Below are 26,387 nucleotides of genomic sequence, written 5' to 3'. Positions count from 1 at the left end.
ATAACGCTTTATTACATAATTATAAACAATCTGACCAACTTTGACAATGTGCCCCAAACGATTGCCTGTATATTCCTCTAGATATAACTCTTCTATATCACAAAATTCAAAAAATACAAAGAGTTCCCCTCTCTCATAATATTCATCTATAACTATATAAAAAGAACAGTATGATTGATATAGTAGCTCTATTGTAGACAAAAAATAAAAAGACTCTCTATTGACCATAATAGGGAGTCTAAATGTCTATGATGGAGGCATTTTTATGTCTTTAAAATTAATCAATAAAAATTACACCTATTCTTCTCAACTAAAAATGAAAGCTGTTAAAATGTATCAAGCCGATATTCCACGCTCAATAATTGTTAATGAATTAGGAATCAAGGATAAAAAATGGGTGAATGTTTGGGTTAAATAATTCAATGATAATGGAAGTGATGCCTTCATTGAACGACGAGGAACACAGTCAACAGGAAGACCTAAGAATTCATCCTTTATGTCCCTAGAGGAAGAAGTTAAATATCTACGTGCTGAGGTACTATACTTAAAAAAGTCAATCAAGCAAAAAAGGGGATGTTAACAAAATTCGAACGATTTCAATTGATTCATGATTATCTAAATCAGTTCAAACTAAACCTCTTACTTCAACTAGTAGAGGTTTCACACTCAGGTTATTATAAATGACTTAAAACAGTTGGTTCTTCACCTAAACAAACAAAAGATGAAGCTTTATTTCAACTGATTCATCAACTTTTTGAGTAACACCAAGGAATTATAGGCGTGATTAAGATGAAACATGGTTTATTAGAAGAATTCGGCCTTATCGTTAATTACAAATATATTCGTCGGATTATGCATAAATATAGACTTGTTTGTAAAATAAGAAAAGCACGTTTTAAACATGCGAAGTAACCTCATGGGACGATTGAAAATATCTCGAATCGACATTTTCAAAGCGATAAGCCTCTTCAAAAATTAACGATAGATATGACTTATATTCAAGTGAAAAAACCATATAAAAATTGGATTTATTTATGTACGGTTAAAGATTTATATCATAACCAAATTATTGCGTATTCCTTTGGAGTACCCAATAATTTGGAACTTATTTACGACTGTTTAAAGCAATTAGAACAATTGCCATTAGAGGCCGAGGCCATTTTATATACCGATCAAGGATTTCAATTTACTCATCCTCAATACATAAAAAAAGTAGCTAAAATGAAAGTGATAGAATCGATGTCCCGCAAAGGTAACTGCTGGGAGAATGCTTGTATCGAAAACTTCTTTAGTTATCTCAATGTTGAGATGCCACCCTTGAGTTCACCACAAACTTTAGCAAAAGTTAAACAATTCATTATTGACTACATTCACTATTATACCTCAAAACGAATTCAAAAAATACGGCACAAGTCCAATAAAGTATAGACTTCGTGCCGTATAAAGTTCTTTTTTTATTAAAATGTATTAGCAATTTTGTTGATAATAAAATGGCTTGTGCCAACGATGATTTGATTTAAAAAAGTGATTAATTCTTTAAATCAATGTAGGAGATGCTTCAATTTCAACATTTTGATCTATAACCTAGTTTTTTATTATTATCTACTTGACACGTAGTAGTTCATAGAGTAGCCTCTTTTTACAGTATCTATTCTATAGGTTACATTTTATTTTGAGACAGCCCCTCTTTCTTATATTTTTATGTTTTATAAATTTGCGGCTTGAGTTTATTATGTTGAACTCGATTAATTTTTTTCCATTGATGCTTTTGCTGACGATAGCCAATAAAAGCACTTAACCGATAAAAAGAAAGAAGCTGGTGATAGCCGAAATTCTCAATTATACTAAATAAAATGAGCTTCATTTTATCACAAAATGATAACGAACCTTGAAACATAAATTCTTCGCATTTAATGGCTACAATAGATATCACCATATTATATATAATATAAATCAGCATAAAAGTAATAAAAAATGAGAAATTTAAAAATCCGGTAAAATAGGAAATCATAATAAAAATTAACCCAAAAATGTCGACTAAGCACGATAACATTTCATATACGATAAAATAGCTATACGAAAATAGACCAATAAATCCATAGTGAAAATTGAATGCCATATAACGATGATTAAACAGTGAGGTCATCAATCCAATTTGCCAACGTCGACGCTGATTTTTTATATCTTTTAAACTCGAAGGAACTTGGGACCAACAAATTGCACGTGGCTCATAGCCAATTCGATAAGGTAATTGGTTTTTACGATAAAAAGAATGTAATCTTAAGACTAAATCCATATCCTCACCGACACTATTGGTATCATAGCCTCCAACTGCAATCACAGCATCTTTACGAAATAACCCAAAGGCCCCTGAAATAATCAAATTCCCATTAAACTGATTAAACCAAACCCTTGTATTTAAAAAAACGCGATAATACTCAATGAGCTGCATCATCACAATAAACTTTTTAGGCGACAGATACTCAATGACTCGTCCTTTATCTAATACGACTTGATTAGAGACTTTTACATTTCCACCAACGGCAATGGTTCGACTATCTTTCATAAAAGAAACAATAATCTCACTCAGTGAATCATACTGTAAAACAGAATCTGCATCTAGACACACAATCAACGGATACTTAGCTACATTGATTCCCATGTTTAAAGCATCTGCTTTTCCTCCATTAACTTTATTGATTAAAATTAGATTGATGCCTTCTCGAATCTTTCCTTCATAAATGCTTATTTCTTTTTGACAAGGGACAACACGTTTGATCGGGCGATTTATTTCTTTTAACTTAAAATGCTGACGAACCAATTCTCCCATTTCATCCGTTGACCCATCATTAATTACAATTATTTCAAACTCTGGATAATCCAGATAAATATTAGATTCAATACAATCAATGATAGTCTGTGATTCATTATAAGCTGGAACTAAAATAGAAATGGGAATCGAATTCTCTTCACTTTTTAAGCCAAATGTATACTCATATTTACGATAAACTCTATTTTTCTCTAACTCAATGATAGATGAAATTGTCGAAATAAAGAAAATAATAGCATAAATAACAATATAAATCATGAAAAAATAATTAATACTATCGACCACGAATTCTAGCATCTACTCACCTACTTTCTTAATAACTTCTCTCCTACTAGCTAGCCTGTTGCTTTAAGGATAATGCATATAACAAAATATCTTTTGAATAATGATCTTCCGTATGTTCGATATAACTCAGAATTTTCTCATCTATATGATACGAACACAAAGTCATAGCTGAGTTAAATCGGACATACCAGTTTCGATCCCGACTTGCCGCAAATAGGTGATTAATAACGTCGTCTTGTGAAAAATGTTGTAAAGCTTTTGCACTAAGGGCTCGATATTCCCAATCAGCATGCTTTAAATAATGTAAAAACAGTGACTTGGTCATTGAACTGGGGTAATTTGTAAAATACTTAATTGCACCTAAATGCAGTTCTTTCTCCTTTTCTTCTCCTCTTTCCAATAAATCAAGTAATAATGGTTCAATAGGCTGCCAAGATTTGAGCGTAAAATAGTGGATTAAAGTTATTTGAAATTCCTTTGTAAACTCACTAAAATACTCTAACAGCTGATTATTTAAGCGAGTTTGATCCCCAGTAAATTTTGCCATGATATCAATTAATAATTTTTCGTTATAAAGAACATATTCCTTAGAAATATAACATAGCGCATCATAAAATGATGTAACATTTCCAATTTGTGATAATGACATTAAAACATTTAACTTCAAATACATCGAGTTTTGTTTTAAGCAGTCTAATAAAAACAGATGGACTTGAGGTGAATCGACCTGATAATAGCCAATTAATTTAGATAGTTTTAATTTAAAAAGATCATTTGCTCCTAACTTTTTCTTTATTAATCGCTCTAATAGTTTATCAAAATAATTCATATATTGACGAATAACAGGACGATAGTCTTCTGATTGATAGGTTTCAATAATGACTTCATTAAACAAATCAAAATAGACCTGCCTTTTTAATAAAGAAAGAACTCTCTTCAATTGAGTAGGTGAAAGGGGTTGATTGTTTTTAACGGCTTCGAGCTGACTTTGAATTTCTAATTTAAAATTGTCATGTCGTCTTAACTTTTTTTCATATCGATGTTCTCGATGAACACACCAAGTTAAATACAATTCGGTACAGAAAATGAGATAAATAAAGAATACAACCATTAAGACAATAATAAAGACATTCATCACTTCTCCCCCTTTCTAATCTGATAAAAACGCTTCTTGTAATAAATTATACGCTAATTTTAATCGTGGCTCGTATGTTGGTGACGTCCATGATGTTAAACTATAATTTTTTGAAGATAGATGCATCATTTCTGAGTCTTGAGACTTAATAGTTAATCCAATGCCTATAGCACTAATTTGAAACGATGAAATACCGAAGTTTTCATAATAGTCATGATGAATTTGACATGTACTTGGGTCAGCAAAATTTAAAATCCCCCATGGAATTTTAATTTCCACATAACCTTCTCCTCTATAATAATTAGCTAATGAATTAAAGTCAGGGGCAGATGGATTTGCATTTCCTTCAAGTAAACGCCCTGCTTCTTGCACCACCGGGTCGATAAAGCATTCTTGATTTTCATCATATTTCCTTGATTTGACCTCCATTAAAATCGGTTCAAACTCATCCATATCTGAAGAAACTTCGATTTGATCAGGACGAATTTGAAGACTTTGACGATTTTGTAAAAATTCATAAGTGTGATAATATCGCTGAACTAACACACGACTCTGGTTATTGGCATCAATATTAACAATGAAATCGACTGGTCGATCAAAACTTAATCCTTCTTTCTCATAAGAAATACTCCCAGAATTCGGGGTGACATCTAAATCAATCCAATACGAAACATCTGCCGGAGGTGTTTCGTTCCACTGTATCAAAAAGAACAGTCCTGCTTCATCTGACTTGACGGACAATTGAACCTGCTCATTTTCGATTAACACGTTTTCATCCTTCCAATCATCGGTTCGATTATCTGGATAACTGGTTGAGGAATCAAACGTATATAAGCCCCCTGACTGTAAATACGTCAGTTCATTTTTCCAATAAGGACTACGATCTAAAATGATTTCCTCGACGGTCGTCCAGGCTGTTCGATCCCAGCGATCTTGCCAATCTGATACAAAACTTCCCATCACATTGGATTGCTTAAGGGTTTCATAAATCATGACCAATGCATTTGCCTGTTCTTCCTCATTAATCCCCACTAACTCTTCAGTTGTCTCTTTATAAATGACTTTAGCTGATGGAAGCCCATATTCAGAGATAACGACTGGTATCTCATGAGTATTCTCAAGGGCTACTAACATCGAGGCAACGGAATCTTTCATTCCCTCACCAAACACTGGATATAAGTGATATGAAGCAAAATAACCACTTTCGAGTGCATCCGTTGTTTTAATTTGATTTAAATCAACAATTTTTTTGATTGTTTGTTCCCCTCTCATTCCTTCTTTTTTATGTTTCATTAAATAGTTCAATGTTTCTTCAATATTTGAACCTACCATAGTAATTAAATGTTGAGTTCCATAGTGATCGAATTCATAGCGGATTAACTCATCCATCAGTTCCGCTAAAAATGATTCCACACTAGAAGCCTCGTTTGTTGTATAAAAATATATTCCTTCATAAGGGGTCAACTCTCCCATAATCTCAGAAAAAATAAGATCATGGCTCCCCCATTCCATTCCTAAACTATAACCAAGTAAATAAGGGGATACGTCCACGCTCTGATTTGAGAGTGGCAACTCTTCACTTTCAGGGTATGCTCCACCGTACAAACAATCAATCATTCCTTTTATTTTTGTTACATAAGGCTCACGCAACGCTTGTAAGTCCATACCATCTGCCAATGCGATCTCATCAAAAGCTATACCTTGTAAAAGATAAAGGGGCGTTGACTGTGTTTCATTAAACGTTAACAGAGCTTCATAAAAGGTCAGCGGCATCAAGTCAGGTAACCGTAAAACCGTTACCCCCAATTGTTGAATTAAGGTTAACCATTCTAAATAAAGGGATTCCTCCAATTCCTCTTCATTAGGAAAACTTCCTGGAAGAGCTGACGTCAAATTCATTCCAATCATGTCAAATGGCTCTAACTCCCCTTGAACATTTTGATAAATTTGTTGATTTGAAATACTAAAAGGTATCTTCAGCATCTTTTCATCATCCATCAAATAATAAAATTGATTGGTGATCAACAGGAAAAGGAGGATAAAAAGAAGCGTACAAATCATTAAAAATTTTTTCATCGTTTATTTCTCTCCTTTTTTATTCCGCCCATTTTAATAAGCTGTCGATATGATCATCAATCCACGTTCCACGTTCACTAATAAATTTCTTTAATTTATCAATTTCGCTATCATAAGACTGTGCTCGATTTTGCGTGTCAACGGTATATTGAGGATTTTCTTCTAAAAATGTCATCAACGCATGAACATCACGTTCATACGGTTTAATCACTTGATAATACTTCTTCAACATTTCAGATTGATTACATAGCTCAACCGGCCATTTTTCAAAGTTTCGCTGTATAGCCTTACCTAACTCCTCGACATAATTATCGATTTGAGTGAATAAATACTCCTCACTTAAATAGGTTCTACGTAAGAGGTGATACCGATTAATCATTTGCTTTACAAACTTTCGATCCTTTAATAACTGTTCAAACCAAGCGGTTCGAGGCATATAAAATCCAGTTTCATCATAATATGGAAATAAATGCGTACTATTTCCCATAGCTGAATCAAAATCCCATACCGGTCCCGCTTTAATCTTACTCTCATAATCTTTATATAAATACGTACTAAAAATTCCGGCATCCGTATTCTTAAAAAATTCATTAATAATAAAATAATCAATAAAAGAATCTACATCGATATGAGCTACATACCCCTCAATCGGATCATCAAATCGATCGGAATAAAGCACTCGTTCAAACTCACTAATCGTCTGATTAATATAAATCTGCTTCTCATCTGTCAATTCCGACTTTGGATACTCCACAATCATGTTATAATCATACAAATAGATTTGAGATCCATAATTTTTCAACAAATTATCTGACGGCTTAATTCGGTTACGTGAAACAATAAAACTAGTCTCAGCGAGATGATTCATGGTTTGTGAGATATCTACTCGTGACTCATCACGCCCAATTTTCTCAACTAATAAATAAATTCCCATATAATGAGCAGTTGTCAACGGCTGTTCATCATCAATTAAATAGACCTCACAAAACTCTGAACGAGGTGCATATTCCATAATTTCCCTTGAAATATCATAAGCTAGCTTATTTCGAAGCAAGGATTGATCTTCAAATGAGGCGTTTAAAATCCATTTTTCACTTTTTGGCATCCCCAGTAACGATTTAGCCTGTTCCTGACCCTCTTTATTTAAAAGTGTTAAAGTATATTGCTTTTTAGGTAATAATCGCGAGGTATTTCCTCGAACCCCAATATCAATGTTCATCTCCAATTGGGCTGCTAAATTCCCAGCTTGAAAATCTTCAGGAACATAGAGACTGAGCCTCCCTTGAACACTTTCTCCAGAACTCTCACCTTTTTTCCTATAGATGACCTCCTGGCCCTTCGTATCAATGACGACAATCGGTAAAGAGGATTCGGCTAAGACGTCTTCAGGTAAGGTTAACGTTGTCTTCACTTTTTCTTTTACTTCTTTGGCATCAGATTCTTGAATTAGCGCAATCACAACGGTAATTAACACTAATAACAATACCGTCATACATCCTGCGAACAATCTTTTCATCATGATTCACCTATCCAATCGTCTCACCGTTTTGAGCCACTAAATTGACACTTTGTATCCCTTCGATTTGATAAAATGTATCCAGTAACATTTTTTGTTGGTCATTCTTTAATGACACTTGATAAATCATTTCCATCGTTTGATCGGTTGAGTTTTTACCACGAAGTTGTGCTCCTTTAAACTGCTTAAATAAATACGACATAACCTCGCTTTCACAACGACGCTCGCCTCGGATAATGAGTAAATAGCGATCTTCTGCTCCAAAGCTTCCAAAACTAAATGCAATTAAAACAATCGCTAAAAAGATTGACCCTACTAAAGCAACCATATAGTTTTGTGTTCCCACACTTAATCCAATACCAATACACCAAAAAATATATGCCGTATCTCGTGGGTCTTTAATGGCTGTTCTAAATCGAACAATAGATAATGCTCCAACCATTCCAAGTGATAAAGCGATATCACTTCCAATGACAATCATAACCATCGTTGTAATTAACGTTAGCATAATCAATGACACATTAAATTTTCGGTTATATAACACCCCGCTAAACGTAAATTTATACGTCCAAAACACGATCGCGGCTAATAGTAACGCCACTATTAATATTTCAATCGATTTAAATATATTAATCTCCCCACTACGTGTCACTAAATATTCATATAACATCTCTTTCATCATATCTCTCCTTTAATTATGCTAAATATTGATCAAATAATGATCGTGACAAACAATACTTACTCAATGATTGATTAACGGTATCACGCCCCTTTAAAACCTCTGTAATCCAACAAAATAAGTCTCCATTAAACTTCACCTCTAAAATAGCATTATAAGTTGTAAAGGCTGGAACCATCAATACATCTTCAGAAAACAAATCAAAATCTGTTTCACTACTTCGAATTTGACTATCTAACGTAATCCGAATATTATTTTCTTCATGATAAAATGCTCGTCGATCATAATCAATGAGAACAACTGGTCGATATTGTCCGAGGCTCATAATATTATAAATGGTCTGAGCTGTTTTTTCTTCATACTTCAATAAAACATCATACTTCATCTCAATCAGCGCTCTCGCATCTGATGCACTAATCCAAACCGTTTCCTTAACTTGATTCACACTTATTTTACGTTTCAGCTCGAGTTTGACACGATCCGTGTGAACATCATAAAGGCGAAGGCGAATTTTTTTTCGGACCTCTTCGCCACTCATCTTACTATAATAATCATCATTCATCGGTGTATCAAAATATAAGCTTCGAATCGTATAGCTTCCCTCTTTAGAATGCGGATCGACCTTTAAAATAGTATTAAATAAATTTAAATAACGATAATAATCTACCTCACTAATGGAATACTTGATTTCTCGTCGATTAACAATCAAACCATTCCCTCCCTAATGTAAATCTGAAGCGTCAATAAAATTAAACTCTTTTAGAATAATCTCTATTGGCTCACTTAATTCCTGTACTTTAGATAAGTTTCCATCTTTTACATAAACATTAAGGTGAAATCTCATTTCATCACCTTCTAAAATTCCATGCGGATAGTCCCACCTATCAATTAAGCGTCCAGCTTCAAAGCGTCCCTCATACATCTCAATTTGAACTTTATCTTCCAAGTTATAAATACGATAACTCGTTAGTGGAATTCCCTCTTCACAATCTAAAACTAACCGTTCAGTTGGACGAATAGAATTTCCCACTTGATTGTAGGGCTGAACGATAAACTGATAATTCCCTTCTTTTAACCACGGACTTTCCTGTTCATTGTCAGTTTCATCCCATGCGGAAAACTCAATATCAACTTCATTTTTATCATCAGCATACAAAAATGGACTCACCATGACATGAGCTGGAATTTGATCTAGATTTCCTTCTAAGACAAATTCATATAGCCCCCATCCTTTAGCATCTAAGCTCACAATCTCAGCTGCCAGGACTTCGTTCTTAGACCCCATTAATCGTAAATGAATGCCTCCTGATTCATCTTGAAAGACAACTTCTTTTGAATCCGAGAAAATATTGTTTCCTGGGCCAACTCGTTTCCCATCAGAATCCTTCACCCCAAATAAAAAATGATTTAACTCATAACACGTTTGGTTCCGATTGAGTTTAGGCTGTTCTTTATATTCACATCCCATCAAACATAAAAGTAAACAGCTGCTCAACATTAAGCATTTAATTCTAATCCCCCTCTTTCTTTATTAGAAAAAATTGGTATTACATATTATACATTATTATACATTATTATACATTATTTATAAATAATATCAACCTTTCAAATAGTATAATGCTTCTCTACAAATATGCTGAGTTCTAAGCTCCTTATTTACATATCCTCAACATATTAACTCCATAAAAAACCTTAATGAATCATTCACTAAGGTTTTAAAATATCGATGAATATTTGATGGTAAAGCAGTTTTTTAATCCTCTCTAACGAATCAAATACTTTTTAAATAATGAAGATTTAGTGACAATCATCGTCGACTTTATATTGTAGATTAAAACTAACGATACTGCCTATTCTGAAAACTCATAAGCTTCACGCCAGATGTGTGGTTCTAGACAAATGTCACATAAATGGTAAACAGCATCTCATTCTTCACTGCATTTTACCTTTACATCGCCACTTCCATACATCAATACTTGCTTCGTCTGATAGCTGCTATTTATTTCGAATATCTAGTCTTTATTATCATTAATAATTAAATGCCAGTCTACTAGATTAAGTACAATTTTAGGTAATCAAGATTTATTCTCCATCTGGCTAACTCTTTCAGAATGATAAGTATTCTCACAATTGTATTTATTGTACGTTAGACAAATCTTTTTTATAAGTTTTATTTTCAAAAGCTTGTCTATATGTATTTCTTCCGTCAATTCATTTTCTGTTAACAAGAAAATAGTTTTATTTAAATCAATTCATCTAATCTGATTTAACTATTTCCTGTGTGCCTCTTCTTGTGAGTAATAATGCGTAAAATAAATTTCAACATTCCCTATTTTTCCTATTGGATAATTGATTAAGTCTTTATTATTTCTAATGAACTCATTTTTCCTCTCACTTACAGTTATAAATTTAATATCTTTAGATATATACTCTTTCAAATTCTCCATAAACTTCAAATAATTTTCAGTTGAAAAAACAATCCTACTATAGGAATAAAATATGCTAATCCAAAGAATTAATAAACATAATCAGCTGTACAATTATTACTAATAATTGCTACATCTTTCTATTTTAAAATTTTAGTTTCAATAAACTCTTTCATTTGATTAAAATAAGATTGAATAATTTCATCCTTTTCTACTATGAAAATAAATACAAACTCCCTCCGTGAGGTCAGCTTTGAAAAGACCTCCCTTGTAGGCCTCGAATCATGTCATAAATTACTGTCGAAATAAAGGCAACTTTCAACAACAATTGTTTGTGTTTTTATGTTTTAAATCACTTGTTTTTTACGATAATAAATTATCCGACTGGTGATATCGTAGAATGCTCATCAACTCTGTATCCTAAAGCAGCTAACTTTTTCAGGTATGAGTTGATTTTTTTCTCGGTATTAAATTGATGGTAGTAGTCGGATCCTAAATCAATAAACTCCTGGTCGTCTTTCAACATATGATAGATGGCGATTAGGATGGAATGAGCGACCGCCATGGTGGCTCTATTTTTTCCTCTTCTGATGGCAATTCGTTGATACTGAGCATGAAAGAAGCTATTTTTATTCTTAGCTGCTGATTTCGCAGCCTGTGCGAGGGTCGATTTTAGTATCTTATTTCCTTTGCGGGTTCGCCCGCTTTTTCTTTTGCCCGCACTTTCATTATTTCCAGGAGCTACACCTGCCCATGAAGCTAGATGCCCCGCAGTTGGAAATTGATTCATATCCAATCCGATTTCAGCTAAAATAATTTCCGCACTTTTCTTTCCGACTCCAGGAATTTGTTCAAGCTTCTTAATCGCTTCCCAATATTCTGCCATATACGTCTCAATGATGATATCCATCTCTTCAATTCTTTCAGATAATTCATGAAGATGCGTGAGAACTTGTTTCATCATCATTTTTTGAAAAGGGGTCATAATTCCTTCCATCGCCTCTGTCACCTCTTTAACAGAAGCCGATATCCGACTGATAATTAAGGTTTCAGCTGTTTTTTCATCCATCATTTCATCATTGTTTAGAACATAATCCAGTAGATTCATCGTTGTTTTACCTGTAATAGTTGAAAGAACCGAACCAATTTTAATATTTGCACCTTCTAATAATTTTTGAAGTCTGTTAAGGGCACGAGCTCTTTCTTCAGTTATCGCTTTGCGATACCTTGTCGCCTCTCTTAATTCACGTTGTTCACGACTTGGAATAAAGCTTGATTTAAGTAAACCGTGGCGAAGTAAATCGGCTAACCAAGCACTATCTAAAACATCTGTCTTCCGACCAGGAACAGCTTTAAAGTCTTTGGCGTTCACGATCATATAATTTAAACCGCGCATTTCAAAGATGTTAACCAGTGGTTTCCAATAAACAGAAGTCGATTCCATCGCTACCATTTCACATTGATTCTCTTCAAGCCAATTAGCCATTGCTTTGATATCTTTTGTTTTGGCACTAAATTCCTTGATTTCTTGCTTGTGGCCTTTACACAAACAGGCAACCAATTTCATCTTATGCACGTCAATCCCACAACAAGTTTTGTAAAGAACATCCATGGTCTGAATTCTCCTTTGAATATAATTTACGTACAATGCCAACTTCATGATTATTATTCTACTATACGTCCTCAGGGACAAAATGTGGTTCAAAGAGAAGTTGTCAGAACAGTCTATATATCGGTCTATTCGATCCAAGAAACATCGTCCTTGATTGTACAACATATTGTGAGTGAACCTAAGCCATCTCATTCAACGCACACTTTATTTTCGTTTATTGTGGTGCCTCTAGGGCGTGATGGTCTATATACAACTCGTGCTGTGCATTCTCAATTAAATAAAAATCAATTTCATGAGCTGAATTTGCAAAAGAATATTGACCATATGGCAGCACAGCTCTATCCTCTTCTGCTTGAAATAATAAGATTGGAGCGTCTATGAAAGCAATATTTTCTTTCTTAAGTGCTTGATGAATGGCATCGATTGATGCTCTTACCCATTGCCAAGAAGAACCGAATGTTGGAGAAGTGCTACTTGTAAATCGTTGTTGATACATAAAACTTCCTCTCTTTTGACTATTGGTTAATAAGTGAGTTGAAGTGATTTCTTGCTCTAATTCTTGACGATAAGGTTCTCCCACTAAGTAATCTGTTTTCTTTCCTAATAGGCAACCTAACTTAATATACGGATAAGCAAATCCTTCCCAAATTCCTGCAGTATCTACTTGAAACATTGGTGATGATAAAATCAAGCCATCGATAAGCGTTGGATACTGCTCAGCTAATAAGGCAGCAATACACCCGCCCATCGAATGTCCGAATAAAACGATTTGAGTCATCTTCACTTCTTTTATAACAATCTCCTCGATTAAATAACGCAAATCATTCACATAAACAGCATAATGATCTACATCAACTAAATTTCTATCACTTGGACTACGGGTTGACTCTCCATGACCATATTGATCAAAGATATAGACTTGATAGTTCATATTTAAAAAATAATAAATTGCTTCTTGATACTTCTCTTTTTTCTCACAGTTTCCATGTATCATAATAATCGTCGCTTTAGGTTCTTCGAGAAGATAACTTTCATACACAATCGTATGTCCATCATTCATAAAGCTCTCACTTTTTCTATACTTCTCTAGTTTGGGGTACACATATTTAGTCATATTTTCTATATAATCTTCTTCTGATAAATAAAAATCGTCGATTGCTTTTTCTAAATTCAATACTTTTAATTTTGAACAACTTTCATCATATCTAAATAGAAACTGATAGATCATGACATAAACGACAGCTATCAAACATAAAGTGAAAACACTGTAAAGGATTACCCTTATCATTTTTATCCCCTACTTAATTTTGCTAGTTTATCATCGTTATTGTAAGTCTATGAAAATAAAGTTTTAAAAATTCCTTTGTTTCGTCTTTACTCTACCAAAGCATATTAAACCCGCATTACCCTACATTTTTTAATAGCAATTCAAAAGACAACTTAATATCACTGGATTTAATTCTTTTGATTAAAGTTCCATTTCTATTAATTCATTAAACAACTTTTTATCCTATCAAAAAAGGCGACTATCATTGATAGTCACCCATTTTTTTATTTCATTAATCGACAAACATTATTTGTAAAGGCCACTGGATCTTCAATATCTAAACCTTCGATTAAGCGTGCTTGATTATATAAGACATCTGTAAATAAATCAAACTTCTCTTTGTCATGTTCATATGCAGCTTGTAATGATTTAAACACATCATGGTTAACATTAACTTCTAATACTTTATCAGCTTTTACTTGCTGACCATTTGGCATTGAGTTTAATACCTTTTCCATTTCAATTGATAAATCCCCTTCATTAGCTAAACAAACAGGATGAGATTTTAAACGGCGGCTTGCACGAACAGTTTTAACTTTTCCGCTTAATACTGACGTCATATTTTCAAATAACGTTGCAAACTCTTTTGTTGCTTCCTCTTCTTTTGCATCTGTATCTAATCCTAAATCCGCACTAGAAACTGATTTAAATTCTTTGTCTTGGTATGACATTAACATTTTAATCGCAAATTCATCAATATCTTCTGTGAAGTATAAAATCTCATATCCTTTATCTAACACAGCCTCTGATTGTGGTAACTTTTTAATACGATCAATAGAATCTCCTACGGCATAGTAAATATGCGTTTGATCTTCTTTCATACGAGACACGTATTCATCTAATGTCACTAATTTATCTTCATGAGATGAAGCAAACATTAATAAATCTTGTAGCACGTCTTTGTTTGCTCCAAAGTCTGAATAAACACCATATTTTAATTGACGTCCAAATGATTGATAGAATGTTTCATACTTTTCACGATCATTTTTAATCATTTTTTCTAATTCATTTTTAATTTTCGTTTTAATGTTCTTTGCAATTAATTTTAATTGACGGTCATGCTGTAAAATTTCACGAGAAATATTTAACGATAAATCTTCTGAATCGACAATTCCTTTGACGAAACTAAAGTAATCTGGTAATAGGTCGGCACATTTATTCATGATTAAGACACCACTTGAATAAAGTTCTAATCCTTTTTCATACTCTGTTGTATAGAAATCGTATGGCATCTTCTCTGGAATATAAAGAATAGCATTATAGCTTACTGTTCCATCTACACTTAAATGAATATGTGCTAATGGTTGATCAAATCCAAAGTGTTTTTCATTATAGAAGTTTTCATAATCTTCATCAGTTAATTCGCGTTTATTTTTCTTCCAAATTGGAACCATGCTATTAACTGTTTGTTCTTCTGTGACTTCTTCATATTCACTTTCACTACCTTCTTTTAGTTGTGAGCGTGTTAAATCCATTTTAATTGGATAACGAATGAAGTCTGAATATTTTTTGATAATTGATTTTAATTTATAGACATCTAAATACTCATCAAAGTTTTCATCTTCTGTATTTTCTTTTACTGTTAAAATGATGTCTGTTCCAACCGTTGCTTTTTCACATGGCTCAATCGTATATCCATCGGCTCCACATGATTCCCACTTATAAGCTGTTTCTGCTCCTAAAGCTTTTGAAATGACAGTCACTTTATCAGCCACTAAGAAAGCTGAATAAAATCCAACCCCAAATTGTCCAATAATATCATGACCATCTTCTAACTCTGTATCTTTTTTAAATTGTAATGAACCACTTTTAGCGATAACCCCTAAATGTTCATCCAACTCCGCTTCTGTCATACCGATTCCTGTATCAGAAATCGTAATCTGACGCTTTTCTTCATCAATAGAAATTTTAATAAAGTAATCATCTGCATTGAAGCTTAAATCTGAATCTGTTAAGGCTTTATAATATAGTTTATCAATCGCATCACTTGCATTCGAAATTAACTCACGTAAGAAAATTTCACGATGTGTGTAAATTGAATTAATCATTAAATCTAATAATCGTTTTGACTCTGCTTTAAATTGTTTCAATTTAATCGCTCCTCTGTTCTTTTTTTATCACTCTCATCATTAGAGTGCTAACACCCATATCAAATATATATCATACCCTAAATTTGGTGTCAACATTTTAATCCGCTATCACAGTAAATTCCAAGAAAAAATCGCATGATTTTCATGCGATTATTCCCCTAACCCACTTTCTTCAAATTTCTCAGCAAATCCTTGTAATAACTTATTAATTGGTTTCTTTAAAAATAATGAAATAAGAACTGCCCCCACACTATAGATACACATAATGATAATATCTTTTGCTAAAACATTTTCCACGATTCCACCAATCGATTCACGTGCAAAAGAAATCGCATATGTAAAAGGCAAAAATGGATTAATAATTTGGAAGAACTTAGGTGTTAATTGAATTGGGAAAGTTCCTCCTGAACCTGCCACTTGTAAGACTAATAGAATAATTGAGACAACCTTTCCAACGTTACCAAATACTGAAACGAGTGAATAAACGATAAAAGTAAATGTGATACTCGTGAATAAAATTCCAACAATAAATAAACCTGGATTGACACAGTAGATATTTAAAAGATATAAATCACCTAATGCAATAATAAGACCTTGAACAAGTGCAATTGTTGCAAACAACAAGAACTTTCCAAAATATTCTTCACTTGGACGATATTCGCCTTTTGCATGAACCGATAACATTGAAATTAATAACGTCATTCCGACCCACTGAGCGAGTACACTATAAAATGGTGTCATCGCAGTACCGTAGTTATGCATTGGGAAGATGGTTTCCTCAACTAAATCGACGGGAGATGACATAAAGTTTTGACGTTCCGTCACTGCTTCTTGAAGTAACGTTAACACCTCTTGTAAACTTTGGCTTTCATTAATATCACCAAGTTTTGCAGTCACTTCTCTTACTTTATTCTCTGCTTCAGGTAATTTTGAGTTGATATATTCAATGGCGTCAATTCCTTTATCTGCTCCTTCATACGCTGTATTTAATAAGGAAGCAACATCTGGTAATTTTGTTTCAGCCTCTTTTAAAACTTGTAAGACATTAGTTGCTGTACTATAAGCCTGATCAATGACATTATTTAAAGATGGCACAATAGCACTATCAAAACGATTATAAATGGAACTCGCTGTACTTGAAACACTACTTAATAAAGTTTTGATGTTATTTAAAACCGTTAAATTAGGTTCTCCACCATTAACAGTAGTATCATGTAATTGTTGTAAAAAGTCTTTAGCTTTATCTAATTCTCCATTCACACCCTGTAACTGTGAAATTAAATCATCAAATCTCCCAGCTGGGAATTTATTGAAACTCTCTAATACTTTAACAAATGATCGCACTAAACTTTGAGTACTTTCTACTTTTGTAATTAAGTTCTCAATCAATTCAGGAGCTTTGTCTGACCCACTTAGAATGGCCTCTTCTATTTGACTCACATAAGTATTTAGTTCATCAGCAATCGTCTGAATTAATAACAGATCATTTTTTAAGGTCGGCATGAAATCACTTAGCGCTGATTTTGAAGTATCCATGAAACTTTCTAAAGAAGTAATCGTTGTCTTTGCAGAAGTAATGGTCGTTTCAATCAATGGTAAATCGGTCTGAATTGAGGCAATTAAGTCTTTTAATTGAATTCCACCATTATGAGCTGTTTGCACTAAACTATTCATATCGCCAAATTTTGAAATTAATTCTTCTAATTGATCATAAACATGCGATAACTGAGGTAATACGGTTTCTTGAATTTCTAAACCTAATCCTTTTCCCGCTTCAAACAAAATACCACTAACCGTTTCAACAATTGTTTGATTGATATTCTCTTGAACACCAGTAGCCCCTTTACTAGTTAACTTAGGAGCAATAGCATTAATTTTTTCATTCACTCGATAAATCATTTGTCCTTTTTTTACATCACTTGTCACTAAAGATGTAATATCTTGTGAAAAATTATCAGGAATCGTAATCGTTGCATAGAAGGTTCCCTCTTCTAATGCCTTCTCTCCTTCTGCTTCGTCAACAAATTGCCATCCCATTAAATCATTTTCTTTTAATTGATCAACCACTTGATCTCCAATATTAATGAGTTTTCCATTGAACTCAGTTCCCTTGTCATTATTAATCACACCAATTTTAATTTGACTCGTTGCTTGCTGACCATAAGGATCCCACGATGCTTTAATATTAAACCACGCATAAAGTGACGGTAATATACATAAGGCTAAAATAACGATAAGAGCGGCATAATTTGTAAAAATACGCTTAAGGTCCTCTTTATAAATCGTCCAAATATTTTTTATCATTTTAAATCTCTTCCTTCTTAACTAACTCATTCTATTTTACAATCCCTGCATTGTCCATAAAAGATCGTATGACTTAAATCTAATTTAAAGGCAGATTTTTGCTCGAAGATTGCACTGATTTTTTTTATTTCTTCACACGAAATATTTTCAACTTTACCACAGCGTTCACACTTTACATGACAGACGAATGCCTCGGTTGATTGTTCGTCCACATAACGATAACATGCTGTTGGTCCATCACCACGTAAATACTTTCGAATAATCCCTTTTTCTAATAATAAATTAAGATATCGATACACCGTTGATTTGCCTATCTTTGTTCCTTTAGAACGAAAATGGCTAATAATCTCTTCTGCAGTAATATGTCGATCCCGATTTGAAGCTAGATAGCTTAAAATTAAGCTCCGTTGCCTCGTCTTATAGCCTTTTGACTCGGTCATATTCACACCTCATTCTCATAAATTTGAAACTCAGTTTCAAATTCTACTCCTCTTTGCAGAAACTGTCAATAAATTTTATCTAATGGACCAACAAAAAAGAGAAAGGTGTCTTTTTTTAGGATACCTTTCCCTTCAAATTTCATACATGTGCAGACTTTAATTTATGTTCTTTTACAACTATTCACAAACTGTTCAAAGAGCATTCTTTCTTGTTCATTTGTTTTACATCTCGATTCAGGATGCCATTGAACAGCCACTAAAAAGGGGTAATTAGAATGATGAATCGCTTCTATTAAGCCATCGCTTGAAAGAGCTTCAACCATTAGTCCTTCACCTAACTTTTTAATGCCCTGATGGTGTCTGCTATTCACCTGTAAAGTATTCACATTTAACCACTGAGCTAACAAGCCACCTTCGACAAAAAAAACTTCATGAACCGGTTGATCATACGGGATTTGTTGTCGATGTGAGAAGTTGCGATCTTTTTTATATTGTGTTGGGATGTCTTGAAAAAGTGTCCCCTTAAAGAAAACATTTAAGAGTTGTAGTCCTCGACAAACCCCAAAAATAGGTTTATTTTGCTCTATTATTTTTTCTACTAATTTCAACTCAAATCTATCCCTAGAATCACACATTTTCCCACATAAATCAGTAGCTTTTTCATGATAAATGTTCGGATTGATATCGTGTCCTCCTGTTAAAAACAATCCATCAATTTTTGAAGCAATCTCTTCAATCATAGCTTCATTTTGTACAAGAGGTAGAATGATAGGCATACCTCCCGCTAAGGTAATAGCCTCAAGATAATCTTGCTCCATCCAAACGCACTGCTTTCCATCATCCCATAATGGAGCTAATCCAATGATTGGTGAATTTTTCATTTTATTTCTCACTCCTTTTTCTACCTACTATTTTTTAATATATTACCCTTTTCATAAAATAACACCCTGTATACAGTCTATATTATGCAAAAATAAGAAACTTCTCAAATGGAGATTCAAAAAATGTCTAAAAGTAAAAAACGAGGAATTTTATCCTGATTCAATAACACAGATTTATCCTTCTTTCAATATGATATACAGAAAGTCTATTAAAAAAGAGGTATAGCAATGAATATTATTCTTATTATCATTACTATTTGTGTTTATATTCTCATGATCCTCAACACCAAAAAAAGAACAGCTACTGCACTGTTAGGTGCTGGAACATTATTACTCATAGGAACACTAACATCTTCCTTTGATGTTGCAAAAGCTTTTACCTCATTTCCTTCTGAGATTATCATTCTTCTGATCGTTCTTTCACTTTTTACGGATATATTTGAACGTTGCGGTGTCATGAATCGGATCAGCTATAAATTTTTGTCGAGCTCTCGAAAGGAAGTCAAACTTTTATTATTCTCGTTCTGCCCTTCCTTATTTTCTTTAGTTCCTTATTTATGAATAATCTAAGTGTCGTTCTACTCTTTACCTATACTACCATCTATTTAGCTAATCAATATCATATCCCGATTACTCCTATCTTAGTTAGTTTAGTTGTTTCTTCTAATATTGGAGGAGCAGCCCTTCCATGGGCTGACACCCCTGCTGTGATTCTGACTCTATACACTGATTTCTCACTTTTTGATTTCTTAAATATAATGTTATTCCCTTGTTTCTTATTTATTGTTTTCCTTTGCGGTTATACATATATTTGGTATCGTTTTTTTTCAAAGCACTGGCGTGAATCGCCGGTCATTAAGAAAGAACCTATTAAATGGAAAGAATTACGTATTCCATTAATCCTATTCGTTGATTATATTATTGGTTTATGTGTGGGTCCCTTTTTTAATGTCTCGATTGCCTACGTTTCTTTATTCTTTGGGGGATTAGCCTTACTTTCAAATCATAAAGAATCTATGGATCTTCTTAACGACTTGCCACTACTGGACTCGATTGCTTTCTTAATCGCTTTATTTTTAATTGGTGGTGTTTTAGAACAATGTGGAATTCTATCTTCTATCGCCGAATATATTTTAGCAGCTACACAACAAAATCCTTATTTAATGTGTCTCTCTATTTTAGGATTATCCTTTCTAATTGCCACATTTTTATCAGATGGACCTGCTGCAGCCACTTTATTACCCATTTGTACATCTTTATCTTCGCTCGTTCCTTTTCACTTAATTTATGCTGCTTTAGCACTTGGTATTTTATCAGGCAGTAGTATGCTCCCTTGGTCGGCTACCGGTGGACCCGTGTTACTGAGCCAAACTAAACGATTTATTAAACATATTAGAATGTTACCCCACGAGAAAAAAGAGCTTGAAGAAATCTTTGTCTTAAAAAATTATCTTGTCTTCTCGATTCCATTCGCTCTTTTTATGGTCTTATTCTCTGCCCTTTATATAGTAATTTATATTGCGATTACGATTTGATGACTAATATCCAGGTTTAATGATTCGACTTTTCCCTCTCGTTTCTAAACCACCAATATCTGTATCTGTGAACAAACCACTTTCTAGTAGGACATTCAAATCAATAACGGTTGAGATTGAAGAAGTAGAAAGGATAGAGGCAACATAAACTGGGTCATAAATATTAATCAGTGATCGTTTAGGAGCACTTGCAAAGTTTGCTCCTGCATTCATCAGAGCTTCGTAATTCGATTGACACCCTCCAGCAAATATAATAAGATCATCATAATCTTTATAGACCTTCCGTGCCGCCTTAATCGATTCAACAAAAAATCGGGAATTTTTATAATCAGACGGTGTCATAGAGTAACGCTTCTCTTTTGTCATTGAATCATGACCTGTGAGGATTAAGATATCTGGATGATGCAAGCTAAGTAATTCTGAAATAAACAGCGGTTGATGGCATTCTTTGATACAGTAAGCATCAACTGTTAAGTTTAACTTCTTATACAATGAACAACATTTTTTAAAATATAACATATTTCCATCTAAATGCAGAATTCGACCAAACTTCATATTTTGATGATTCGAGATGGTTTGATAATGAGGGTATTGCTTTAATAGCTTAGGTGGTGAATCAATTAATTTTGAATCTTTATTTTTTAGTTTACACCATTTATTTGAAATCAATAACCTTGATTCAACACATTCTAAATCATCCAGATCTGCATCTGCAATTAAGCGATAATTTAAACCGTTCAAGATAGCCTGATGATTGATAATTTTAACAATTGTAAATTTCATGTCTTTCTGATAAGACTTTCTAACAATGACATCACCTACTTGCATAGAATACTACACCTCTTTATTATGCTATACTTCATCATATGTCGGTGAGTATAAACATGTAAAGGCAATCTTCTTTTCTTTTTCTAAACTATCATCCCCAGCTTATCCAATTTCTTTACTAAGATTGAAGCACCATATACCTATGAGGGTTAGAAGAAATCAATAAGTTAAATGTCTATTCACCATTTAAATCCTATCAAAATAATATCGTTTTAAAAGCTGTTTGTTTTTACTTAAATGCATCATACATCGGGATTATTGACGAAAAATATGGTGATTAAAAATCAATATTACTTCGATGCTTCGCTGATTTACAATCATTTGACGGGGAATAAATTACGGACAATGCCCCCATTGTGAAAGACTAAAAAAAGAACCTAGAGACAGAAATCGTTCTTCTGGACTAGGTTCTTTTCATTTTATTTTGATTCAACTAGGATTAATGGGACTAACATTTCTTCACGTGTTAAACCCGCATGAGTCGCTGTAAATTCAAATTTCTTCGTTTTAGTCAGCGGCATGTAATCAAATAATTTACGCCCGGTTGCACAAGCAATATAATCACCAATAAAATCTAATGTTTTTTTATGAGGTTCTCCAGGACCAAATAATTGCTTCTGTAATGCTTCCTGTCGTGTTAGTAAGATGAAATCATCACTAAATAACTCATTAAAGCGTTGCTTAAACGTATCACGTAAATCTTCGCGAATGAAGAATGACATTAAACGTCCTTCAATGAATGGTGGCATTAAAAAACAATCGGTTAATTGAGGATACTCATTTAAATACGTTTTATTCTCTACATCAATTAAACCGTGATCAGCAGAAACAATAATTAAGGTATCTTCTAGCGTCTTTGATAACGACGCTAATAAATCATTGATTTCTTGTAATTTTTGTTTTGTTTCTTCTGAGTAACATCCAGTTCCATGCATCGTTTTATCTGGATCCGTCCAATAAGCAAAGATGAACTTCTCTTCATTTGTTTGACAAAGCTTTTCTACCTCTTCAAAAAATCCTTTAGCATCTTCAACACCAATTTTTTGATTTTTACCTTTGTAATCAATATAGGCCGGTTCTACCATATAAGCCTTTGTCTGATGATGGGTTACCTGTTCAATTTGATCAAGAATATGAGCATATGGCATTAATTCATGCCCGGCATGAGGAAGTTCTAATTTTTCTCCAGTATGACTATCAGTATTGATAAAAGTATCGATATAGCGTCCATATTCTTTAAAATATAAAGACCATCCTAACCAACCATGTTCAAGTGGAGATTTTCCAGCATAATATGCAGTCATCGCCGCTGTTGTTGTCGATGGAACGACTGATGTTAGTTCAGATTTAATGTGTTGATTTAAAAAATCAGTTGGTTTTAAGTTTTTCTCTAAGGCGTCAATGCCCATTCCATCAAACACCATTAAAACAATCGTTTTATATTTCTTAGCAAGAGCTGCTTCAAGCTCAGGTAATACCTTATATTCACATGGAAGTCCATAATACTTCATTACAGTTGCAATTGTATTTAAAATACAACAATTATAGTTTGGATAGATAATATTTTTCATCTTGTCACCTCATTTATTTCCCTTATATTATAAAACATTTTTCAATCCATAATCTACTTTCACGAATATTATTTTGTAAATGAAACATTTGGGCAAGAGTCAATGCCTTTTTAGGAAAAAATAATATACTATACTGTAACTGAATTACAAAGTGAAAGGATGTAGCAAATTATGAAACAAAATATGAGATGTCCAGGTAGTGCTCCAATTGTAGGAGGTGCACCTGTGATGGGTGGTGCACCTATGGGAAGTGTACCGATGCCAACTATGCCACCAATGGGTCAATATGAAACTTGTTGCCAAGTCGTTGAGCCAACTGTTACTTGTGTTCCTCAGCAACATCATTATCACCGTGTCGATCATGTCATTCCAGTTGTGGTTCGTAATGTCCACCATCACCATAACCAACACAATTATGTCGTAAATCGACAAGAAAGTGTTGAATCATATCGTTATGATGAATACTTAGCAGGTCCAACCGTTATTAACCAGCCAACGCTTTATGCTCAACCAACTCAAGCAATGGCTCAAATGGCAACGCAAGCACCTGTTACAACACAGCCTGCAATGATGAATCAAACAGCTTATATGCAACAAATGGTGGGACAACCAGCAGTTACCCCTCAAAGTACTTTAACTAATCAAGCACCATTGATGAGTCAATCTCTTTTAGACCAAATGATGGGGCAAAGCTTAATTTAAAGTGAGGGAGATTATAAAGACTAGTCTTCATAGACTGGTCTTTTTTCTTTACTTTTTAGATCATCAATATGATCGATATGTAATTTTTTATTAACTTATATAAAAGCAGAAATGTATGTTACTATTTTATAGCAGCTTTAGTTAAACATTAGCTTTCATACTAAGACGTCATATAGTCCTTGGGTCACCTAGCGATTTCTAAAAGAAATCTATTCCTCCATGACTAGGGCTTGGGTCACCTAGCGATTTCTGAAAGAAATCTATTCCTCTACTGCTAGGGCTTTAGTTTTTACAATATGAAAAACTGATCTGAACTTATATATCAATAATAGATTTACAGTAAATCATTCAATCACTTAAATAACACTCCGTTCTATAACCATTACTATAAAAAAATGACTAACCGAATGGTTAGTCATTTTCATTTGAAGTGTTATTATTCTATTGATTAGTCACCAATAATATCTAAAATATGGTTTTTAAGAGTATTTGAGTTTCCACCGAAGATTGCTTGAACTCCACCTTTAACTTCCATAACTCCTGCCGCACCTAAAGCTTTTAAGCGATCTTTATCAACTTTAGAAGTATCTCCAACTTCAACACGTAAACGTGTAATACATGCATCTAAGTTCTCAATATTTTCTGCTCCACCTAATGCTTCTAATACTAATGGTGCTTTTTCTTTCCATTCATCAGTTCCAGCTGTAGCTGTTGTTGCTTCTGCAGATCCACCGTTACGTTCTTGGAAGTCTTTTTTAGAGAATAATTTTACTTCTTCGTTATCATCTTCACGACCTGGTGTTTTTAAGTTTAATTTTTTAATTAAGAAGCTAAATACAACGAAGTATAAAGCAAAGTAAACAACACCAACAACTAATACCCAGTACCAATGAGTCGCTACACCAGCTCCTGCAGGTAATAATCCGAATAAAACGAAGTCAATTAATCCACCAGAGAATGTCATCCCGATGAATACATCTAACATTGCCATTAACATGAATGATAATCCAGCAAATACAGCATGTACAACGAATAACACTGGTGCAACGAATAAGAATGTGAATTCTAATGGTTCAGTAATACCAGTTAAAATAGTTGTTAATGCAGCAGCTCCTAATAAACCACCCACAGCTTGACGTTTTTCAGGTTTAGCACATTTGTACATTGCTAAAGCCGCACCTGGTAAACCGAACATCATGAATGGGAATTTACCAGCTAAGAAACTTGTTGTTCCCATAACAATTTCATGCATTCTTTCTGAATCTAAACCTACTAAATCTCCCATTGAACCTAATTGAACGAAGTAAGCAGTGTTTGCTCCTTGAACAAGAACATCTTGTCCACCAATTAATAAGTTAGCCTCAACGAAAGATCCATACCAGAATGGTGTATAGAATACGTGGTGTAATCCGAATGGCACACATGAACGTTCAACTAATCCAAATAAGAATGAACCAAAAATTCCTGATGAATTAACAACATTTGCTAATGCTCCAATTCCATCTTGAACGAATGGCCAAACAAAGGCTAAAACCACCCCAACTAATGCCATTACTAATGAAGTAATGATTGGTACGAAACGAGATCCTGCAAAGAATGATAATACAGGATGGAATTGAATGTTAAAGAATCTGTTATGTAACGCAGATGTTACCATCCCTGTAATAATCCCACCAAACACTGACATGTTTAATGTAAAGATTCCGACATTTGTTGTTACGTAAGTTCCATATTCTCCAACATTGTCAGCAGTTACGACACCTAATTTAGTCATTCCTAATGTTAATAATGTTGAAATAACTTGGTTCATTACTAAGAAACCAAATACAGCAGCTAACGCAGCAGTTGCTTTATCTTTTTTAGCTAAACCAGCTGCTACCCCAATAGCGAATAAAATTGGTAAGTTTCCGAAAACAATATTTCCAATATCATTCATAATTGTTAAAAGTGCTGTTAAGAAATCTGAGTTATTAATTATATTTGCAATTGATTGATAAATAGCTGGTGCATCAGTCATTCCAGCGATACCTAAAAATGCTCCACCAATTCCTAATAAAATACCAGCGATTGGTAAGGCAGCGATTGGAAGCATTAAGGCTTTCCCTGTACGTTGTAAATACTTAAACATACTTAAATCCTCCTCCTAAGTA

General features: G+C 33.6%; 23 protein-coding genes. 6 read left to right on the top strand and 17 right to left on the bottom strand.

The genetic code is table 11. From position 1 onward, the window contains the following. Positions 1–265: 265 nt before the first annotated feature. From J0J69_RS01080 to J0J69_RS01075, 3 genes are all read left to right on the top strand, one after another. Positions 266–418, top strand: coding sequence for a hypothetical protein (locus J0J69_RS01080; RefSeq protein WP_212724256.1), 153 nt, complete (start codon positions 266–268; stop codon positions 416–418). Between the two features lie 353 nt (positions 419–771). Continuing rightward, positions 772–912: an IS3 family transposase gene (locus J0J69_RS13460; RefSeq protein WP_370456889.1), complete on the top strand. Its 141-nt coding sequence runs from the start codon at positions 772–774 to the stop codon at positions 910–912. A 12-nt stretch (positions 913–924) separates the two neighbouring features. Beyond that, a complete protein-coding gene (locus tag J0J69_RS01075) occupies positions 925–1,428 on the top strand; it encodes a DDE-type integrase/transposase/recombinase (protein WP_336510824.1) in 504 nt (167 codons plus the stop codon). Between the two features lie 271 nt (positions 1,429–1,699). On the opposite strand, the gene J0J69_RS01070 is transcribed toward J0J69_RS01075, so the two are convergent. The 14 genes from J0J69_RS01070 to J0J69_RS01010 all read right to left on the bottom strand — a co-directional run bounded on the left by J0J69_RS01070 (position 1,700) and on the right by J0J69_RS01010 (position 19,601). Continuing rightward, positions 1,700–3,127, bottom strand: a complete 1,428-nt coding sequence (locus J0J69_RS01070) for a glycosyltransferase family 2 protein (RefSeq protein WP_212724253.1) — start codon at positions 3,125–3,127, stop codon at positions 1,700–1,702. A gap of 34 nt (positions 3,128–3,161) precedes the next feature. Continuing rightward, positions 3,162–4,250: a HEAT repeat domain-containing protein gene (locus J0J69_RS01065; RefSeq protein WP_212724252.1), complete on the bottom strand. Its 1,089-nt coding sequence runs from the start codon at positions 4,248–4,250 to the stop codon at positions 3,162–3,164. Between the two features lie 15 nt (positions 4,251–4,265). Next, positions 4,266–6,326: a hypothetical protein gene (locus J0J69_RS01060; RefSeq protein WP_212724251.1), complete on the bottom strand. Its 2,061-nt coding sequence runs from the start codon at positions 6,324–6,326 to the stop codon at positions 4,266–4,268. 19 nt (positions 6,327–6,345) lie between these two features. Beyond that, the gene (locus J0J69_RS01055) at positions 6,346–7,842 is read right to left on the bottom strand and encodes a CotH kinase family protein (protein WP_212724250.1); all 1,497 of its coding nucleotides are present in this window, start codon (positions 7,840–7,842) and stop codon (positions 6,346–6,348) included. A gap of 10 nt (positions 7,843–7,852) precedes the next feature. Next, positions 7,853–8,521 (bottom strand): DUF4956 domain-containing protein, encoded by a 669-nt coding sequence (locus tag J0J69_RS01050; RefSeq protein ID WP_212724249.1) that lies wholly within the window; start codon positions 8,519–8,521, stop codon positions 7,853–7,855. 16 nt (positions 8,522–8,537) lie between these two features. Then, positions 8,538–9,230, bottom strand: a complete 693-nt coding sequence (locus tag J0J69_RS01045) for a polyphosphate polymerase domain-containing protein (RefSeq protein WP_212724248.1) — start codon at positions 9,228–9,230, stop codon at positions 8,538–8,540. A 12-nt stretch (positions 9,231–9,242) separates the two neighbouring features. Next, positions 9,243–10,019 (bottom strand): hypothetical protein, encoded by a 777-nt coding sequence (locus tag J0J69_RS01040; protein ID WP_212724247.1) that lies wholly within the window; start codon positions 10,017–10,019, stop codon positions 9,243–9,245. Positions 10,020–10,791: 772 nt separating this feature from the next. Next, positions 10,792–11,001 (bottom strand): DUF1919 domain-containing protein, encoded by a 210-nt coding sequence (locus tag J0J69_RS13455; protein ID WP_370456888.1) that lies wholly within the window; start codon positions 10,999–11,001, stop codon positions 10,792–10,794. Between the two features lie 322 nt (positions 11,002–11,323). Continuing rightward, on the bottom strand, positions 11,324–12,559 hold the full coding sequence (locus tag J0J69_RS01035) for an IS110 family RNA-guided transposase (RefSeq protein ID WP_212725294.1): 1,236 nt from the start codon (positions 12,557–12,559) through the stop codon (positions 11,324–11,326). Positions 12,560–12,773: 214 nt separating this feature from the next. After that, on the bottom strand, positions 12,774–13,847 hold the full coding sequence (locus J0J69_RS01030; RefSeq protein WP_212725493.1) for an alpha/beta hydrolase: 1,074 nt from the start codon (positions 13,845–13,847) through the stop codon (positions 12,774–12,776). A 263-nt stretch (positions 13,848–14,110) separates the two neighbouring features. After that, positions 14,111–15,976, bottom strand: coding sequence for a molecular chaperone HtpG (gene htpG, locus J0J69_RS01025; protein ID WP_212724504.1), 1,866 nt, complete (start codon positions 15,974–15,976; stop codon positions 14,111–14,113). Between the two features lie 150 nt (positions 15,977–16,126). After that, positions 16,127–18,280, bottom strand: coding sequence for a YhgE/Pip domain-containing protein (locus J0J69_RS01020; RefSeq protein WP_212725494.1), 2,154 nt, complete (start codon positions 18,278–18,280; stop codon positions 16,127–16,129). Positions 18,281–18,306: 26 nt separating this feature from the next. Continuing rightward, positions 18,307–18,720 carry a Fur family transcriptional regulator gene (locus J0J69_RS01015; RefSeq protein WP_055275334.1) on the bottom strand — a complete coding sequence of 138 codons (414 nt, stop codon included), beginning with the start codon at positions 18,718–18,720 and terminating at the stop codon, positions 18,307–18,309. 161 nt (positions 18,721–18,881) lie between these two features. Then, on the bottom strand, positions 18,882–19,601 hold the full coding sequence (locus J0J69_RS01010; RefSeq protein ID WP_055242162.1) for a gamma-glutamyl-gamma-aminobutyrate hydrolase family protein: 720 nt from the start codon (positions 19,599–19,601) through the stop codon (positions 18,882–18,884). 228 nt (positions 19,602–19,829) lie between these two features. Between J0J69_RS01010 and J0J69_RS13450 the strand changes: the two genes are divergently transcribed. Both J0J69_RS13450 and J0J69_RS01005 read left to right on the top strand, forming a co-directional pair. Continuing rightward, positions 19,830–20,162, top strand: coding sequence for an SLC13 family permease (locus J0J69_RS13450; RefSeq protein WP_055275332.1), 333 nt, complete (start codon positions 19,830–19,832; stop codon positions 20,160–20,162). Further along, complete coding sequence (locus J0J69_RS01005) at positions 20,078–21,136, top strand: ArsB/NhaD family transporter (protein WP_336511268.1); 1,059 nt, start codon at positions 20,078–20,080, stop codon at positions 21,134–21,136. Before J0J69_RS13450 ends, J0J69_RS01005 begins: the two co-directional genes overlap by 85 nt. A 3-nt stretch (positions 21,137–21,139) precedes the next feature. On the opposite strand, the gene J0J69_RS01000 is transcribed toward J0J69_RS01005, so the two are convergent. Both J0J69_RS01000 and J0J69_RS00995 read right to left on the bottom strand, forming a co-directional pair. Further along, positions 21,140–21,964, bottom strand: a complete 825-nt coding sequence (locus J0J69_RS01000; protein WP_055242155.1) for a sporulation peptidase YabG — start codon at positions 21,962–21,964, stop codon at positions 21,140–21,142. Positions 21,965–22,383: 419 nt separating this feature from the next. Beyond that, positions 22,384–23,535: an alkaline phosphatase family protein gene (locus J0J69_RS00995; RefSeq protein ID WP_212724509.1), complete on the bottom strand. Its 1,152-nt coding sequence runs from the start codon at positions 23,533–23,535 to the stop codon at positions 22,384–22,386. Between the two features lie 171 nt (positions 23,536–23,706). Here J0J69_RS00995 and J0J69_RS00990 point away from each other — a divergent pair, with 171 nt between their 5' ends. After that, positions 23,707–24,237, top strand: a complete 531-nt coding sequence (locus J0J69_RS00990; protein WP_156343896.1) for a hypothetical protein — start codon at positions 23,707–23,709, stop codon at positions 24,235–24,237. Between the two features lie 448 nt (positions 24,238–24,685). On the opposite strand, the gene J0J69_RS00985 is transcribed toward J0J69_RS00990, so the two are convergent. Continuing rightward, positions 24,686–26,365: a PTS transporter subunit EIIC gene (locus tag J0J69_RS00985; RefSeq protein ID WP_212724510.1), complete on the bottom strand. Its 1,680-nt coding sequence runs from the start codon at positions 26,363–26,365 to the stop codon at positions 24,686–24,688. Positions 26,366–26,387: the final 22 nt, after the last annotated feature.

Source organism: Turicibacter bilis (genome assembly GCF_024499055.1).
GTDB classification, from domain to species: Bacteria; Bacillota_I; Bacilli_A; order MOL361; family Turicibacteraceae; genus Turicibacter; species Turicibacter bilis.
Note: the sequence above shows the minus strand (reverse complement) of the source record. Positions and strands in the feature narration are given on the sequence as shown.